The organism is Neobacillus rhizosphaerae (genome assembly GCF_050477885.1).
GTDB classification, from domain to species: domain Bacteria; phylum Bacillota; class Bacilli; order Bacillales; family Cytobacillaceae; genus Neobacillus; species Neobacillus rhizosphaerae_A.
In genome coordinates this window covers 36,590-52,562 of record NZ_JBCNAC010000188.1, presented here as the reverse complement: position 1 = coordinate 52,562, position 15,973 = coordinate 36,590, and the positions used below count along the sequence as shown (strand labels likewise).

Annotated in this window: 20 protein-coding genes; 17 read left to right on the top strand and 3 right to left on the bottom strand. The window is 37.7% G+C overall.

Annotated elements, in window-relative coordinates; genetic code table 11:
• Positions 1-28: 28 nt before the first annotated feature.
• The gene (locus tag ABES03_RS24985; protein ID WP_430121805.1) at positions 29-307 is read right to left on the bottom strand and encodes a hypothetical protein; all 279 of its coding nucleotides are present in this window, start codon (positions 305-307) and stop codon (positions 29-31) included.
• Between the two features lie 203 nt (positions 308-510).
• Here ABES03_RS24985 and ABES03_RS24980 point away from each other — a divergent pair, with 203 nt between their 5' ends.
• On the top strand, positions 511-1,869 hold the full coding sequence (locus ABES03_RS24980; protein ID WP_430121803.1) for an MATE family efflux transporter: 1,359 nt from the start codon (positions 511-513) through the stop codon (positions 1,867-1,869).
• Between the two features lie 206 nt (positions 1,870-2,075).
• Entirely contained in the window at positions 2,076-2,444 is a 369-nt protein-coding gene (locus tag ABES03_RS24975) for a hypothetical protein (RefSeq protein ID WP_430121801.1), read from the top strand.
• A 62-nt stretch (positions 2,445-2,506) separates the two neighbouring features.
• Here the strand turns inward: ABES03_RS24975 and ABES03_RS24970 are convergent, their stop codons facing one another.
• Positions 2,507-2,704 (bottom strand): hypothetical protein, encoded by a 198-nt coding sequence (locus tag ABES03_RS24970; RefSeq protein WP_430121799.1) that lies wholly within the window; start codon positions 2,702-2,704, stop codon positions 2,507-2,509.
• A 218-nt stretch (positions 2,705-2,922) separates the two neighbouring features.
• Here ABES03_RS24970 and ABES03_RS24965 point away from each other — a divergent pair, with 218 nt between their 5' ends.
• From ABES03_RS24965 to ABES03_RS24920, 10 genes are all read left to right on the top strand, one after another.
• Positions 2,923-3,954: a Bug family tripartite tricarboxylate transporter substrate binding protein gene (locus ABES03_RS24965; protein ID WP_430121797.1), complete on the top strand. Its 1,032-nt coding sequence runs from the start codon at positions 2,923-2,925 to the stop codon at positions 3,952-3,954.
• A gap of 58 nt (positions 3,955-4,012) precedes the next feature.
• On the top strand, positions 4,013-4,465 hold the full coding sequence (locus tag ABES03_RS24960) for a tripartite tricarboxylate transporter TctB family protein (protein ID WP_430121795.1): 453 nt from the start codon (positions 4,013-4,015) through the stop codon (positions 4,463-4,465).
• 30 nt (positions 4,466-4,495) lie between these two features.
• A complete protein-coding gene (locus tag ABES03_RS24955; RefSeq protein WP_430121793.1) occupies positions 4,496-6,022 on the top strand; it encodes a tripartite tricarboxylate transporter permease in 1,527 nt (508 codons plus the stop codon).
• A 74-nt stretch (positions 6,023-6,096) separates the two neighbouring features.
• Entirely contained in the window at positions 6,097-7,689 is a 1,593-nt protein-coding gene (locus ABES03_RS24950; RefSeq protein WP_430121791.1) for an ATP-binding protein, read from the top strand.
• On the top strand, positions 7,686-8,393 hold the full coding sequence (locus ABES03_RS24945) for a response regulator (protein WP_430121789.1): 708 nt from the start codon (positions 7,686-7,688) through the stop codon (positions 8,391-8,393). Before ABES03_RS24950 ends, ABES03_RS24945 begins: the two co-directional genes overlap by 4 nt.
• A 125-nt stretch (positions 8,394-8,518) precedes the next feature.
• Positions 8,519-9,247, top strand: coding sequence for a sigma-70 family RNA polymerase sigma factor (locus tag ABES03_RS24940; protein ID WP_430121787.1), 729 nt, complete (start codon positions 8,519-8,521; stop codon positions 9,245-9,247).
• A gap of 29 nt (positions 9,248-9,276) precedes the next feature.
• Positions 9,277-9,858: an ATP-dependent Clp endopeptidase proteolytic subunit ClpP gene (gene clpP, locus ABES03_RS24935; protein WP_308079583.1), complete on the top strand. Its 582-nt coding sequence runs from the start codon at positions 9,277-9,279 to the stop codon at positions 9,856-9,858.
• Positions 9,859-10,214: 356 nt separating this feature from the next.
• Entirely contained in the window at positions 10,215-10,688 is a 474-nt protein-coding gene (locus ABES03_RS24930) for a DUF2975 domain-containing protein (RefSeq protein ID WP_430121785.1), read from the top strand.
• 16 nt (positions 10,689-10,704) lie between these two features.
• Positions 10,705-11,184 carry a DUF2975 domain-containing protein gene (locus ABES03_RS24925; protein ID WP_430121783.1) on the top strand — a complete coding sequence of 160 codons (480 nt, stop codon included), beginning with the start codon at positions 10,705-10,707 and terminating at the stop codon, positions 11,182-11,184.
• A gap of 10 nt (positions 11,185-11,194) precedes the next feature.
• Positions 11,195-11,413 (top strand): helix-turn-helix domain-containing protein, encoded by a 219-nt coding sequence (locus tag ABES03_RS24920; protein WP_423408058.1) that lies wholly within the window; start codon positions 11,195-11,197, stop codon positions 11,411-11,413.
• Between the two features lie 847 nt (positions 11,414-12,260).
• Here the strand turns inward: ABES03_RS24920 and ABES03_RS24915 are convergent.
• A complete protein-coding gene (locus tag ABES03_RS24915; protein WP_430121781.1) occupies positions 12,261-13,001 on the bottom strand; it encodes an HAD family hydrolase in 741 nt (246 codons plus the stop codon).
• Between the two features lie 236 nt (positions 13,002-13,237).
• Here ABES03_RS24915 and ABES03_RS24910 point away from each other — a divergent pair, with 236 nt between their 5' ends.
• The 5 genes from ABES03_RS24910 to ABES03_RS24890 all read left to right on the top strand — a co-directional run bounded on the left by ABES03_RS24910 (position 13,238) and on the right by ABES03_RS24890 (position 15,890).
• A complete protein-coding gene (locus tag ABES03_RS24910; protein WP_430121807.1) occupies positions 13,238-13,807 on the top strand; it encodes an MOSC domain-containing protein in 570 nt (189 codons plus the stop codon).
• A 175-nt stretch (positions 13,808-13,982) separates the two neighbouring features.
• Entirely contained in the window at positions 13,983-14,594 is a 612-nt protein-coding gene (locus ABES03_RS24905; protein ID WP_430121779.1) for a TetR/AcrR family transcriptional regulator, read from the top strand.
• Positions 14,595-14,916: 322 nt separating this feature from the next.
• Positions 14,917-15,060 carry a YrzI family small protein gene (locus tag ABES03_RS24900; protein WP_430121777.1) on the top strand — a complete coding sequence of 48 codons (144 nt, stop codon included), beginning with the start codon at positions 14,917-14,919 and terminating at the stop codon, positions 15,058-15,060.
• Positions 15,061-15,115: 55 nt separating this feature from the next.
• Positions 15,116-15,646: a hypothetical protein gene (locus ABES03_RS24895; protein ID WP_430121775.1), complete on the top strand. Its 531-nt coding sequence runs from the start codon at positions 15,116-15,118 to the stop codon at positions 15,644-15,646.
• 58 nt (positions 15,647-15,704) lie between these two features.
• Entirely contained in the window at positions 15,705-15,890 is a 186-nt protein-coding gene (locus tag ABES03_RS24890; RefSeq protein WP_430121773.1) for a hypothetical protein, read from the top strand.
• Positions 15,891-15,973: the final 83 nt, after the last annotated feature.

Genomic DNA, 15,973 nt, shown 5'->3' with positions numbered 1-15,973 from the left:
TTTATATTTTACCTTGTGGCGAATGAACTCAAGGAAAATAAATCTCCAAGCGATCCGCACCATTACGAAAAATAAAGAAATTCGGAAACTGGGTATTAATGACTGCGGTTTTGTATTCATATATGGGAACCAATATTGTTCCGTCATTCCCCTTTAAAAATAGTAGCTGCTCGCTTCCAAATTGGATAGATTCAAAGTCAAAGCCGTCTCTTTTCCATAAAAAATCTTCATCCTGATAGTAGTTAAGAATGACCTGTCGATTGCAGTAACTCTCGAAAATAGACAAATCGGACAATTGTTTTTCCATACCAGAACCATCTCCCTTTAACTATATTTTATAAAAAGCAAGAAAAAGAAGAGGTGATAGGCATCACTTCTTATTTATTTAAAGGATATGTCATTTGGAAATCAAGTTTTATCGATTTTAAGATGGAAACTTATTTAAAGGAAAATAATCCGAAATAGAGTATAATAATGGTTCGGACTTTTATTCTCAAGGAGCACATAGACATGAATCAGACCTTTACAATACGGGAAAAGACAAAACAAATAGCTGTCTTATTAATTCCCATTTTAATTACACAACTTGGCATGTTTTCGATGGTGTTTTTTAATACGATTATGTCAGGGAAATATCATTCTTCCGATTTAGCAGGAGTGGCGATTGGCTCCTCGGTTTGGAGCCCTATTTTTATGGGAATCAGCGGCATTTTGCTAGCGGTTTCGCCCATTGCGGCGCAACGATTCGGTGAAAAACGAAATAATGAAGTTTCCTCTGTTGTGAAACATGGTATATATCTTTCCTTTTTAATTGCCGTCGTGGTCATTATTCTAGGAGCCTTTTTACTAGATCCCATCTTAGACAAAATGAAACTGCCGGTAGACGTTCAAGAAACGGCATATGATTATTTAGTTGGTCTAAGTTTTGGAATTGTCCCTCTGTTTATTTTTAACGTCCTAAGGTCGTTTATTTACGCTCTAGGGAAAACACGTGTGATTATGGTGATCATGCTGGCATCACTACCCCTTAATTTCTTCTTGAACTATGCGTTTATCTTTGGGCATTTTGGCTTTCCAGAGTTAGGTGGAGCTGGGGCAGGGTATGCGACGTCAATCACTTACTGGGCCATCATGGGAATGACGATTTTTATTGTAAAAACACAAGACCCATTTTCATCCTATCCGGTTTTCAGTAACAAGAAGGAATTCTCGTGGGAAGAATGTAAGGAAATTTTAAAAATCGGTGTGCCGATGGGGCTTTCCACTTTTTTCGAGACAAGTATGTTTGCAGTGGTCACGATTCTATTAAGTAAATTTAACGTCACAACGATCGCGGCTTATCAATCGGCTTTAAATATCGTGTCATTTCTGTATATGATTCCGATTAGTATTTCCACGGCGCTGACCGTCCTTGTCGGCTTTGAAGTCGGGGCACGACGTTATAAAGACGCTAAGCAATACAGCTGGCTTGGCGTGTATCTGGCTATTTTCATTGCACTCTTTACGGGTTTGTTAGTGGTTTTGTTCCGTTATCAAGTGGCTGGCTTATATTCGAACGAAACAGCCGTTATTAACTTAACAGCAAACTTTTTAATCTTTGCACTGTTTTTTCAAATATCCGATGCCATTCAGGCGACAGCACAGGCTGCATTAAGAGGGTATAAGGATGTCAATCTTGCATTTATCATGACATTAATCGCCTATTGGCTTATCTGTCTCCCAGTTGGCTTCGCTTTAGCCCATTACACAAGCTTAGAAGCAAGGGGCTATTGGATAGGACTAACCGTAGGACTACTAGCAGCAGGAATCGCCTTATCCCTCAGACTTATCTACATCCAGAAAAAGAAATTCGTGCCTGTAGAGGGGTAGAAGGATCCTATTTGGGTGTCAGGCACCATTCGTGGACATTTGTCTTCTTGAGATGGACATTTTGCCCATGCTTAAATACCATTAATGATAGGACTGACTTAAGGTTGGTCCTTTTTTTGTTTTTGTAAAAGGAATGGTTTACTTAATATTCCAGTGGTAAAATAAAGGATAATGGGTGATCGAAATCCGCTTGCGGGGTGATCTTGATGGGGAGAAAAGTAACCTTTACCAAGGATGAATTTGTGCTTAGGTTAAACGGGGTACTGAGTGTGTTTGCACTCAAATGGCAATTGAGAATTCCTTACAAGGCAATTAAACGTGTCTATATCGATGAATTTGATCCACCGATGTGGATGCTTAAAATGCCTGGCACTGCGATTGTTCCACTGAACATTTTTGAGGGCAGTTTTAAATTTGGTAACGAATGGTATTTTATTTCGTGTGAACACGACGTCCCCTTAGTGCACCTGGAAGTAGAAGGATTTGGAAAATATAAATATGTTATTTTTGAAATTGAAAATCCAAGAGCCGTAATGATTGAATTACGGAAAAAACTAAGAGAGTTAGATGAGTAATCAACTAAAATAGCAAAATAGCAAATAAATGACGCCATTCTAAATAGAATGGCGTCTTGTTTTTAGAATAATTTTTTCATGCCTAACCATTTGGTAAATAGACTTTGCTCTTTATCAGTGATTTTTAATTCGTCCATTATTAATTTTTCACGATTAGTAGAAATCCAATTCTTCAATTCTTGTTTGTCCTTACAACGCGTATAATATGTTTCCCCACCTTTTCCAAGTGCGTTGACAACATACCTACATGTGTTCCCCATAGTGCCCACCTTTAAATGTAATAATGTATTCTATTTGGATTATAACAGGCTTATAAAAATAGTCCACTATTATTTTTCAGCAAAAATCTCCAAATTTCCTCACGTGAACAATATGAACAAAATGGTTTATAAGTTTTTAATGCTGTTTAAATACATAATCTTTTCAAAGGCAAAAGATTTTGTAAAATTAAGAAAACGTTTACAAAGGGGGAAACAAAATGATTTCTATTAAAAGAATTTCAGCAGTCATGTGTGCAGGTGCATTAGCATTAAGTCTTGGTGCTTGTAGCAGCACTAAAGAAACAGCAAGCTCTGGTAAAAAGGAAGAAGGTACAGGCTATCCAACAAAAGCCATTACCGTTGTGGCTCCATCAGGTGCAGGGGGTGGCTGGGATCTAACCGCACGTTCCTTTACAAAAGTACTCAGCGAGACAAAATTGGTAACACAACCATTAACAGTGGAGAATAAACCAGGTGGCGGCGGCGCTGTATTTATGGCAGAATATGCAACCCAACATGCAGCAAACAACGATATGCTCTTTGTTAGTTCACCGCCAATTATCATTAACAACCTCAAAAAAGAAGGGAACAGCCCTTACGGCTACAAAAACACCACTCCATTAGCACAGTTGACGAAAGATTTTGGAGCCATTGTCGTAAAAGCAGATTCAAAATATAAGGACCTTAAATCTGTCTTGGATGACGTGAAAAAGGACCCTACTAAACTAACATTTGCAGGCGGTTCCGCACCAGGTTCGATGGACCATTTGATTTCAATTCTTCCAGCTTACAAATATGGTGTGGATCCTACGAAAATTAAATATGTCTCCTATGATGGCGGCGGAGAAGCGATTACTGCACTCCTTGGAGGAAATGCGGATGTGATCGGGACTGACGCTTCTAGTGTAAAAGAATTTTTAAAAGCAGGTAAGATTAGAGTATTGGCCGTCACTTCAACAGATCGGTTAACAGGTGATTTTAAAGATGTACCGACCGCAAAGGAACAAGGAGTTGACGCTGAATTTACGATTTGGCGCGGAATATTCGGTCCTGAAAAGATGTCTAAGGAAGCAAAATCTTATTGGGAAAAAACGATTGATAAGCTAGTCAATTCGCCTGAATGGAAGAAGGAAGTAGAAACTCAAGGTTGGGAGTTACAGTACAAAAACAGTGGTGATTTCAAAAAATTCCTAGAAGAACAAGATAAACAAGTCCAGCAATTATTAGAAGCATTGGGCATGCAAAAGTAATGGTGTGGGAAGGAGTGTACACTCTCCTTCCCATATTAGTTAAGGAGGGGGTATGAAGATGGATATCAAATTCGATCGTGTCGCATCAGTCATGTTTCTTGCGGTTGGAGTGCTATTTATGATTGGAAGTAAGCAGCTATCAAGCTCGTCCTATGGTAGTGTTGTAGGGTCTGACATTTTTCCATTTATTCTTGGAATTATCCTTGTATTATTAAGTATTCGTTTGTTTTATGAAACAATCATCTCAAAGGGAGAGCATAGGGAAAAAGGCAAATTAGAATATAAGCCGTTTTTAATCATTTTTGTCGCTACATTGGTTTATATCTTAACCTTGGAAACAATAGGGTATGTGATTACAACTTTTATCTTTTTATTTGTTTGCTTTCAAACAATGGAACGTTCGAAGTGGGTGTCATCCCTTATCATATCTGCTGCTTTTTCAGGAATCGTTTACTTTTTATTTGTTGAATTATTAAAGGGAACACTTCCAGGTTGGCCTATTTGGTTTTAACCACAACACTAGAAGGAAGGAGGAAAGATCATGAGTACGTTAGATTATTTATTTCAAGGTTTTGGAACGGCACTTATTTGGTATAATATTATTTTTGCTTTTGTTGGGGTTTTGATAGGGACTGCTGTTGGTGTATTGCCAGGTATTGGACCCATGAGTGGTGTGGCTCTTCTTATCCCGGTAACAGCATCCATTACAGGCGGACTGCCGCCAGAACAAGCTGCAACAAGCGCAATCATTCTATTAGCAGGAGTTTACTATGGAGCAATGTATGGTGGTTCCACCACTTCTATTCTATTAAATACTCCAGGAGAATCGTCCTCTGTCGTCACAACCTTGGACGGTTATCAGATGGCAAAGAAAGGAAGGGCAGGCAGCGCACTTTCCATCGCAGCCATTGGATCGTTTGTAGCTGGAATCGTGACTCTGATTGCCTTGATTGCCCTAGCAAAGCCGTTATCCGACGTAGCCCTCAAATTTGGTCCAGCAGAATATTTTTCCTTAATGCTACTAGGACTAGGAGCCGTTAGCGGATTAGCTGGAAAGTCGGTAACGAAAGCCTTAATCATGACTGTTTGTGGGTTATTACTCGGTACAATTGGAATTGACAGTGTTTCCGGGATTGCTAGATTTACATTCGATGTGCCATGGCTTTTCCAAGGTATTGAGTTTCTAACTATAGCGGTAGGGTTATTTGCACTCGGTGAAGTATTCAAGACCATTCTAGAAAAAGAAGAAGAAGAGGTGGATATTGCAAAAATTAATAACTTGCTTCCATCCAAAGATGAACTGAAAGAATCGGCTGGACCGATTGCCCGCGGAAGTATCCTTGGCTTCTTTGTTGGAATCTTACCGGGCGCTGGAGCAACACTTGCATCATTTTTCTCTTACATTCTTGAAAAAAAGATATCGAAAACTCCTTCTAAATTCGGAACAGGAACGATTGCTGGGGTAGCCGCACCTGAATCAGCGAATAATGCAGCATCTGGCGGCGCTATGATTCCATTATTAACATTAGGGATACCAGGTTCAGGCACCACAGCTATCCTCATGGGTGCTCTAATGATGTACAATGTGCAGCCAGGTCCATTGTTATTTGAAGACCATCCACAGGTAGCTTGGGGGTTAATCGCCAGCATGTTCATTGGCAACATCATGCTATTAATCTTGAATCTTCCATTAGTGAAGGTATTTGCAAAAATCATTCAAACACCGAAGAAATACTTAATCCCAATCATAATTGCGATATCTATTTTTGGCGTCTATGCCGTTCAAGTATCGACCAACGACCTTCTACTATTATTGGGCTGTGGAGTCCTGGGGTATTTTTTTAATAAAAATGATTACCCCATTGCCCCGCTAGTTCTTGGTCTAGTTCTCGGGCCAATGATTGAAAATAACCTAAGAAGAGCCCTGACCATATCCAATGGTGATTACAGTGTATTTTTCACAAGGCCAATTTCTTTAGCATTCCTTCTCATTACTGTCCTTTGGCTAGTTGTTCCGTTCATGATGAAACGAAGAGGGAAAGAAGTAATCATAAATGTAGAAGGGTAAGATTCTGAAGATTGAGAAAAAAACTCCTTTTTAATAGGAGTTTTTTTTTATATGATAGAGTTAGAGGTGTTTGAATGCGTCTACATACAAAGCTAATGCTAGGAATTTCCATACTTATTATTGTCCTTGGAACGATTATAGAATTTACCTTTAAAAATATTATGGAATCGAATTTAAAGCATGAAATAGGGTCCAAAGCGTTATCAGTTGCTCAATCAATCGCCAATATGCCGGAGATTCAGGCAGCCTTTCGGACCAATAATCCTTCGACAATTATCCAACCTATTGCTGAAAATATTAGAAAACAAGTCGAGGCAGAATTTATCGTCATTGGGAACAGAAACGAAATTCGCTATTCGCATCCCAACCCTGATCGTTTGGGTCAAAAAATGGTAGGGGGAGACAATGGGCAAGTATTTAAAGGAGAGTCTGTTATTTCCGAATCGACGGGGACGTTAGGTCCTTCCTTGAGGGGAAAAGCCCCCATTTTTAGTAACGGCAAGGTCATTGGCGTCGTTTCAGTCGGCTATCTGCAAACGGATATTGAAAAAGAGATTTCGAAGTTACAGAAGAAAATTTTTGTTGCCACATTAATTATATTAATAGGTGGGTTATTGGCAGCTCTGTTAATCTCGTTAAATATTAAAAGAGCTATATTTGGACTAGAACCAAAAGAAATCGCATGGATGTACCAAGAGAAGCACGCAATCTTGGAATCTATTCATGAAGGAATCATCGCCATCGATACAGATGGAAAAATTACGGTAGTAAATGAAACGGCCCATACGATCTTGAAGGTGCCTAATCATATCCTGTTGAGAGGAAAAAGAATTGAAGAGGTGCTGGTTAATACCCACCTACTTGAAGTGGTTCGGACGGGACAAGCCGAGTATGACCAGGAAATTATCATTATGGGCGAGGTGTATTTAGCCAATCGTATTCCTATTTTTAATAATAAAAGGGAAGTAGTTGGCGCTGTTGCCAGTTTTCGAAATAAGTCGGAGCTTGCTCAGCTACTGCAGGAATTATCCCATGTTAAAGCCTACGCAGAGGGATTGCGCGCTCAAACTCATGAATATTCTAATCGTCTCTATACTTTACTTGGCCTGATTCAACTGGGGTCCTACCAGGAGGCCATTGATTTTATTTCAAAAGAAGTGGATGTTGCCCAGGGGTTCATTCAATTCTTAATGAAAGAAGTACCAGATCCTATCATTGCAGGCTTTATCTTAGGAAAAGTTAGTTTAGCAAGCGAGTTAAAAATACATTTTACGATCGATAGAGAAAGCAGTTTTAAAGATATCTCACCTGAAATCAGCAGAGAGGCTTTAGTAACGGTGATAGGAAACCTCATCAATAATGCATTTGAAGCCGTAAAAGAAAATGAAAAGCAAGAAAAGAATGTTTCCTTATTTTTGACCGATTTGGGTAAAGAACTGATTATTGAAGTAGAGGACAACGGCAAAGGGATAGATCCAGACACGAGTGAACAGATTTTTCAGGCAGGTTTTACTACAAAGAATACAGGCAGCAATGCTGGTATTGGCCTTAGTTTAGTACAAAAAGCGCTAGATGAATTAGGCGGAACGATTACATTTTCTTCGAATGCAGGAGAAGGCTCCATTTTCACAGTAGCAATACCAAAAAGCAGGGGGGGATATGTATGAAAAGCAGTCAAACTATCACTGTGCTAATTGTGGAGGATGACTTAAGAGTAGCGGAAATCCAAAAGCGGTTTCTTGAACAAATTGAGGGGTTTGAGACAGTTGGGATAGCCGCCAGTTATATAGAGGCAAAAACGTTAATTGAGATTCTCCAGCCAGACTTACTCATACTAGATGTGTATTTTCCAGATATGAATGGATTAGACTTACTAAAGGAAACCAAACAGCAGACCAAACAAATGGATGTAATCATGATTACAGCAACAAAAGAGATTCACAAGGTGCAGGAAGCCATTAGTATAGGTGTATTCGATTATATTATTAAACCCGTCGTGTTTGAACGTTTCAAACAATCATTGTTACGGTATAAAGAGTACCATACAAAACTGATTCAATTAGGCAAAGAAAGTCTTCATGTCACTCAGCAACAGGTAGACAAGCTGTTGCGCAAAGAGAATGAAGGTGGAGGGAACGAAAGGATTTATCTACCTAAAGGAATCGATCCACTGACACTCGAAAAGGTATTGGAGGTCCTCGGCAGGGAGGGTAGGGGGCTAACGGCTGAGCTGGTGGCTAAAGAAATTGGCGTCAGCCGAACGACTGCAAGACGATACTTAGAACATTTGGTCTCAGAAGAAAAAATTGAGGCAGACCTCTCATATGGAACCGTTGGCCGCCCTGAGCGAGTCTATTTAGTGCATCAATAATGATTGACAAGGTTAAATCTAATACCATCCACATATAGTATCACAAACAAAAAAATTTTTTGACCCGTATCTTTTCACCCTCCTTGAAACGTTTATAGGGTAGAGAGTGCAAAGGAGTGAAATCAATGTCACACAAGCTTAGACAGGACAGCATAGAAAGTTCAGAGGACGAAAACGGGTTTGAGGAAGCCTTTTGGTTGGAGTATTATCCGAAACTTCAGCGATATTGTCACTTTTTAACCCAAAATAAATGGGATGGAGAGGATATCGCTCAAGAAACGTATCTTAAGGCCTTAAGATATTCGAATCAACCGCAAAAAATGACTTCGGCGTTGTTAAATAAAATGGCTTACAATCACTGGATTGATTTGCTTCGTAAAAGAAAGAAGGAAACAATTGAAACAGATTCCGATTGTGCAAGTCATGCTTTTTCTCATCAACTGGATGCTCTGAATGACTCGGTGGAATTACTTTTAAAATATTTCACTCCAAAGCAGGCGGTTATCTTTCTTTTAAAAGAGGCCTTTCAATATCAACTGAAGGAAATATCCGATATCCTGGATTTAACAGAAATAGCGGTGAAGTCCAATCTCCATCGAGCAAAAAAGCGACTGGAAAAAGCAAAAGAAGAGGACCAATTGTTTGGTTTGGAATCCTTTTGGGATAGAGAAGAGCGGAAGCAGCTTGCAGATCTTTTTTATGAGGCGCTGAAAGATCAAGATCCTACCATCCTGATTGATGCAATACCTTCGTTAAAGTGTATTAGTACGGGATCTACTATATTTGTTTCTAGTACTTTCCAAAAGACTCGTCCAAACTTCTCTCCTTCAAGCACTCTCTGTATGGCAGCATAGCCAATTATCGCTTCAAGGAGGAATAATGAATGAGTACAATTCCATATGTAATAGAGCAGTCTAATCGGGGAGAACGTTCCTATGATATTTATTCACGATTATTAAAAGACAGAATTATTATCATTGGTGATGAAATAAACGACCATACGGCCAATAGTGTGGTAGCCCAATTATTATTTTTAGCAGCCGATGCACCTGATAAAGAAATCTCACTTTATATTAATAGCCCCGGTGGTTCTACCTCTGCAGGATTTGCCATTTTTGATACGATGCAATACATTAAACCTGACATTCGCACGATTTGCACGGGCATGGCGGCCTCATTTGGAGCTATGTTGCTCCTCGCAGGGACAAAGGGAAAACGCTACGCGCTGCCAAACAGTGAAATCATGATCCATCAACCTTTAGGTGGAGCGAGAGGGCAGGCTACGGAAATAGAAATATCTGCACGACGAATTTTAAAGCTCAGAGAACATATTAATGAAATCATTTCAGAACGTACCGGCCAGCCGATTGAAAAAGTCGCAAAGGATACAGACCGAGATTATTTTATGAGCGCTGAAGAAGCAAAAGAGTACGGGATTATTGATGAAATACTTTATCCAAAATGAAAATTAGTGTAAAAGAGCAATGTGAATCCAATCTAAGTGGTTCACTTTTGGAGTACAAACAATTAAAAAACACTTAAAAAGACACACGAAATCGTCAATGATTTCGTATGTCTTTTTTTGTTGTTATATCAGTATTATTTGGTGATTCGCAATGAGATATTTGAAGCCAAAAGGTTTAAATTATTCCCTCCAATATAATTATTGCATTAATCCTTTTCGTCCTTATTATTTACTTTAAATAATAAGGATATATCAATAACAATAATAATATAATTAAAAACAATATTAATTTATTGTAAAACAATAAATTATGTGCTAAAATCACGTTATCATTTTAAATAAGTGAGGTGTTTTAAATGAATGGTAAACGAGGTTCAGCCATTTTCTTAAAGGTAATTATTTTTCTGGTTGGAATTGCAGTGCTTACTTTGTGCATTTATTGGATGCCTGTGTTAACCATTAGAGATGTAAAAGCACACCCAGGTGGGGATTACTCGATATACCCCCTTTTAGTATGTGCGTATGGAATCTGTATTGCATTTTCTTTTACGCTGTTTCAAGTATATAAACTATTAACCTTTATCGAGAGGAACAATGCTTTCTCGGAGTCATCTCTTAAATCTTTAAAGGTTATAAAAAAATGTGCTTTTACAGCAATTTTCTTCATTATGTTAATGATAATAAGCTTAAAGGTGATTTCTAGTATCTCAGGAGATGATTCAGCAGGTCCTATATCGGTAAGTCTGATTAGTATTTTAGCAACAAGTATTATCATAGCTGTTGTGGACGTACTTCAAAAGCCATTAAAAAGTTTCCTAGATAAAAAATAAAAAAGAGGTATTACAAATGAAAAATGCATCCACATTGTTTTTAAAATTAGCGGTTATTCTTATAGGAATTGCAACTCTTGCATTGTGCATATTTTTAGTGCCTAAGTTCGGGAATATGGCTGGAGAATTGTATCCAGATATTGCTTATATAAAATATCTCGTTTTCATCGTGATGTATGGTTCGGCTGTGCCTTTTTACTTTGCTCTTTATCAGGCTTTCAACCTTTTACGGTACATTGACGAGAAGACTGCCTTCTCGGAATTATCTGTAAAGGCGTTAAAGAACATAAAGTGCTGTGCGATTACAATCAGTGGTTTGTATGTATTAGGTTTGCCACTCTTTCATTTTATTGCGAAGAAAGTTGACCCTCCCATTGGATTAATGGGACTCATCATCATTTTTGCTTCGTTGGTTATCGCCGTTTTTGCCGCTATCCTCCAACGGCTTCTACAAGAAGCGATTAACATAAAATCAGAAAATGATTTAACGATTTGAGGTAGAGAATATGGCAATTATTATTAATATTGATGTGATGTTAGCAAAACGAAAAATGAGCGTAACAGAGCTTTCGGAGAAGGTTGGGATTACTATGGCGAATCTTTCCATTCTGAAAAATGGGAAAGCCAAAGCGGTTCGTTTTTCAACATTAGAAGCGATATGTAAGACTTTGGATTGTCAGCCAGGTGATATTTTGGAGTACAGAAGCGACGAAGACACTCAATAAAAACAGACAACAAATTTATTTAACGGAGTCGATAGCGAATTTAAGGGATAGTCATTAAGCTGTCCCTTCTTTGCGTTTATTGATGTTATTTTATTTACTCACCAATCGCATTGTTCTTTTTTAATAGGATGTGTCAAGGATCTATATAACGTAAATTGAATAGGCCCTTATAGGTATGTGACATGCGCTCATTTCATACATATTATCTTACAGATGAATAATTTAAAGGTCATCATTTGCTACTAACTTTATCAGTACAATGCACCTGCTGCAGAGATCCAAAAGGAAGCATGAAAAAACAGGAGGGGCTGAGTATGAAATTCACGATACAGTATATACCACTGAACAAAATCAAACCTGATTTATCACTTAAAATTACGGAGCACATGAAGAAACTCCAAAGATTAATGTGGGACTGCATGTTTGTTTTAGTGGTCAAAAAAAATCGGAAGGATGGGAGCTACATTATTGTGAGCGGGCAAGATCGATTCGAATCCCTTAAAAAACATACTAAAAGTATATATGCCCCATGTATAGTCGATAAAAGTAGTTCAACCGGAATGATATCGTGGTTTCATCGTTTACGGAATAAACAACCCCTAGATGACTTTCCTTTAATGCCACCCAGCTGGTCAATCGTTCGTACCTTTTTGAAGAAAGAGCCTCGTTTTAAAAATCTATCCCGATCCGAACAAATAAGAGTGCTGCTTATAGCGGCACGCTACAAAAAAACCGTCATTTATTCCATGAGAACAACCGTGAACGAGATACTAAGTAGCCAAAAATAATTCTTGGAAAAATAGAAGACATAGAAAAATGGCTTGGGAAATCCCAAGCCATTTTGTAATTAGATTGCTTCATGAATGAAGGCATAGTCTCTTAGATAAACCGGAAGCTGTAAAAGGGATTCAAGCTCGGCGAATGTCCCATTTGGTTCAATTTCTAAATCAATGATATTATAACTCCATTCAAAATCCGACGGTATATGAATCGCATTGATGCCTAGCTCGATAGCAGGTTTGACATCCGTTTTTAGTGAATTTCCGACCATCCAGGTTGATTTTTTTTCACACTCTATTCTACTTAGTACTTTTTTCAACGTAGTAGAATTTTTATGTTCATGGATAAACACGCGATCCTTAAAGTAGCGTTCTAATCCTAACTGATTAATTTTCCTTCTTTGATTTTTCTTATCCCCGCCTGTAAAAAGATACAATCGATGACCATCCTCTTGTAGACTATCCAAGACATCATATACGTAAGGAAAGGGCTGTACGTCAAGTTCAAACACTTTTTGACCCATGCTACGTACAAGATCGATTTCACTTTTCTTTAAGGCTCTACCATATTTGACGCAAAAATATTTGTAGGTTAATACGAATGATTCTGGGTAAAGTGAAGAATGTAAACCGTGTTTATCCACATTTTTTACGTCAATTTCTAATTGTTTTTGTAAAATTTCATCCTTTGAAAGGAAATCAAACCAGTCTTGCATCTGTTCAGCAAATTGGTTTTTTGATTGGATAAAATACTTGCTACAGTGGATGAGGGTATCATCTAAATCCAATATTAAGGTTTGTTGATTCATATAATCAATTCCCCCTTTAATATGGTGTAAAATAATTATATGGGTAAATACTGTTACAATGCTAAAAAAACAATGTCCATCGGTAAATTACGCCTTAGGTAGTAATCCTCTATACTTGTTCCCATGAATAATCATGCCGTTTCACCTAGCAAAAAATAAAAGACATACATATGGGGAACTAAATAATTTATTCACATGCTCAAGCTGGGCTCGAATTTTAATAAGGAAGAAGGTTTATCATGAAAAATGCGAGAGCAAAGCTAAATGCCATATTAATTGCAGATCAACCAGAATCATTTTTGACAAGAAGGATTGCCCATACCACACTTGAGTTTGGGGGAATGAGAGGAGACCGTCATTTCGGTCTAATCGTACCATCCGATTCACGGCAGCCAATGTATCCAAAAGGGACAGAAATTTTTAATCGTCGTCAAATTACAATTGTTTCGGAAGAAGAACTTGTTGAGATAGCTGAGGGACTCGGGGTAGAATATGTCCTACCGGAATGGTTAGGTGCGAACCTCTTATTGAACGGGTTACCTGAGCTGACGAAGCTTACGATGGGCTCACGTATTCTCTTCCCAAGTGGTGCAGGGTTAATTTGTATGGGTGAAAATCAACCCTGTATATTTCCTGGTGAGATGATTCAAAAACATTACGAAAACCACCCAAAACTGGCTGCTAAATTTGTCAAAGCCGCTTACAAACGCCGTGGAATCGTCTGCGCCGTCGAACGACCAGGAGAAATGAATGAAGGCGACGAAGTGCAAATCCTCATAAACGATTTCAGCAATCCCATGCAATAAAAGTGGTGTCAGGCACCACAAAAAGACAGTGTCCACCTCAGGCGGACACTGTTGTTTTCATGAAATATATTATTTAGACTAAATAGTCTTTTTTAAATAGGACCATCTATGTTTTAATTAAAATAAAGAAACTTGTAAATATTTTATTCAATTTTTTTAGAACGGAGGTAAAAAAATGCCGCCCATCGTTTCAGACTCACATAAAGAGAAGAAAAAGAAGGAGATTCTAGCCAGTGCCCTAGTTTGTTTTGCAAAGAAGGGTTTCCAAGTGGCAACCATCGATGATATTGTGGGACATTCAGGTATAAGCAAAGGGGCAATTTATAACTATTTTAAAAGTAAAGATGAAATATACTTAGAATTAATGAATACAGACACAAAAGAAACGTATGAAAGTTTAGTAAAGGATCTTGGAACTTACAGTAGGGCCATTGAAAAAATCAATTTTTTATTCAACCTCTATTTAGAGGTCGACCTATCGAATAAAGAAATTCAGGGAAAATTTATCGTTCATGATGAATTTAAGCTCCATGCCTCCAGACACCCCGAATTAGCAGAAAAGTTAACGGACCGGAGAAAACAGTATTTTGTCGATCTGCTTGCTGGGATTATTAAAGAGGGCCAAGAATCAGGTGAAATCAAGAAAGACCTTCACCCAGAAGTAATGGCAGACATTTTTTGGTCGATGATTAATGGAGTCACAGTACAGTCCGTATATACGGATTACCCTTTTAAACAAGTATTAACCGAAATGAAACAAATGTTTTTAGAAAAAATAAAATCATAAACTTGGAAAAGACAAGAAACCATTCTTGTCTTTTCTTCGTCTAAAGCTATGGAATCCATCAGACGTTTCTAAAATCAATAAAAATGAATAGTAAAAATATTTCTCAACTGTAGGTACATTAAATTGACAATTTAGGAAGAAGGTAAATATAATAAAATAAACTGACTAGTCGTTTTAAATCATGCGACTAAAGACTGATAAATTAATGGGTCAAAGATTGTAGCGAAGTTTCGCCTTGCGGATGATTAAATTTTTCCCAAGTTTTTCTATACTAAGGATATCAAATAAAACAGTATACTTTTAGAGTGAAGGAGTGGTAGAAATGACCATCAATATTTTATTCCTTTCGATTACCATAAAAAAACGGACGCTCAGTCTACAAGAAGCTTGTCAACATGAGGAAGTTGAAAAGCTCTACGACAAAAATCGAGATCAACAAATTTCCATGCATCGGTTTTTTAGATAAATTTTTTAAAAAGGGCTGATTTGAATGACCAAATTTAGATCGAGGTGAGAATCACATGAAAAAAAGACAAGAAATCCCTTCCGAAAAGAAAAAATCCGTCAGCCTCAATCTTGAGTGTTGGATGTGGGAATTAGTTGAGGGGATCGAAACCAATAGATCTAAGTTTTTTAGGGATTTACTCCTAGAAAAAATAAAAACGGAACTAATTAACGAGAAATTGATGACTGAAACAGATGCAGTTTCTGAATTGTTAAGTGAGGTTTACTTAAACATCATCCAATATAAGCGCAAATTAATGACAGCAATTTCCGTTCGAAAGCCAATAAGAAGGATAGGTAGTAAGAATGCGCCGGAAGATGTAAGAAAAAAAGCAATCAGTATTCATATGGAAAATTGGTTATGGGACATAGCCGCTAAAATAGCACCAAATCGTTCGGTCCTTTTTAAAGACTTACTTTTACAAAAAATGAAAAAGGACTTACTCATTGCGGGACTTGTAAAAGAAAACGTGGTTATTAGTCAAGAACATGCTGAACAATTTGTTAAACTAACGACAGCAAGAAAGATTAATAAGAAGGTTAGTTAATATAAATGTATAGTTCGAAAGGATTAACCAACACTACCTTTTAAAGGATGGTGTTAATATGAACAAAGAAGAAAAAATGTTACCACAAGAACTCCATAATAAAGTGAAAGAAGGTACGGCTAGTAAAACTGCCAACAATGTAGAAGCAAACCTTGAAGATAATGATATTCAGACAGAAAGCTCGATTATTGTTGGGAAAGGCGACCCAAATCTTTCGCCAGATGCAGGGAAACCTTTGCTTTAATCACATAGTCACATAGGTCAATTCTCCCGTAAATCACAAATTGAAAAACTAGTCATTAAGACATTCATAATAAGCGTCCAAAA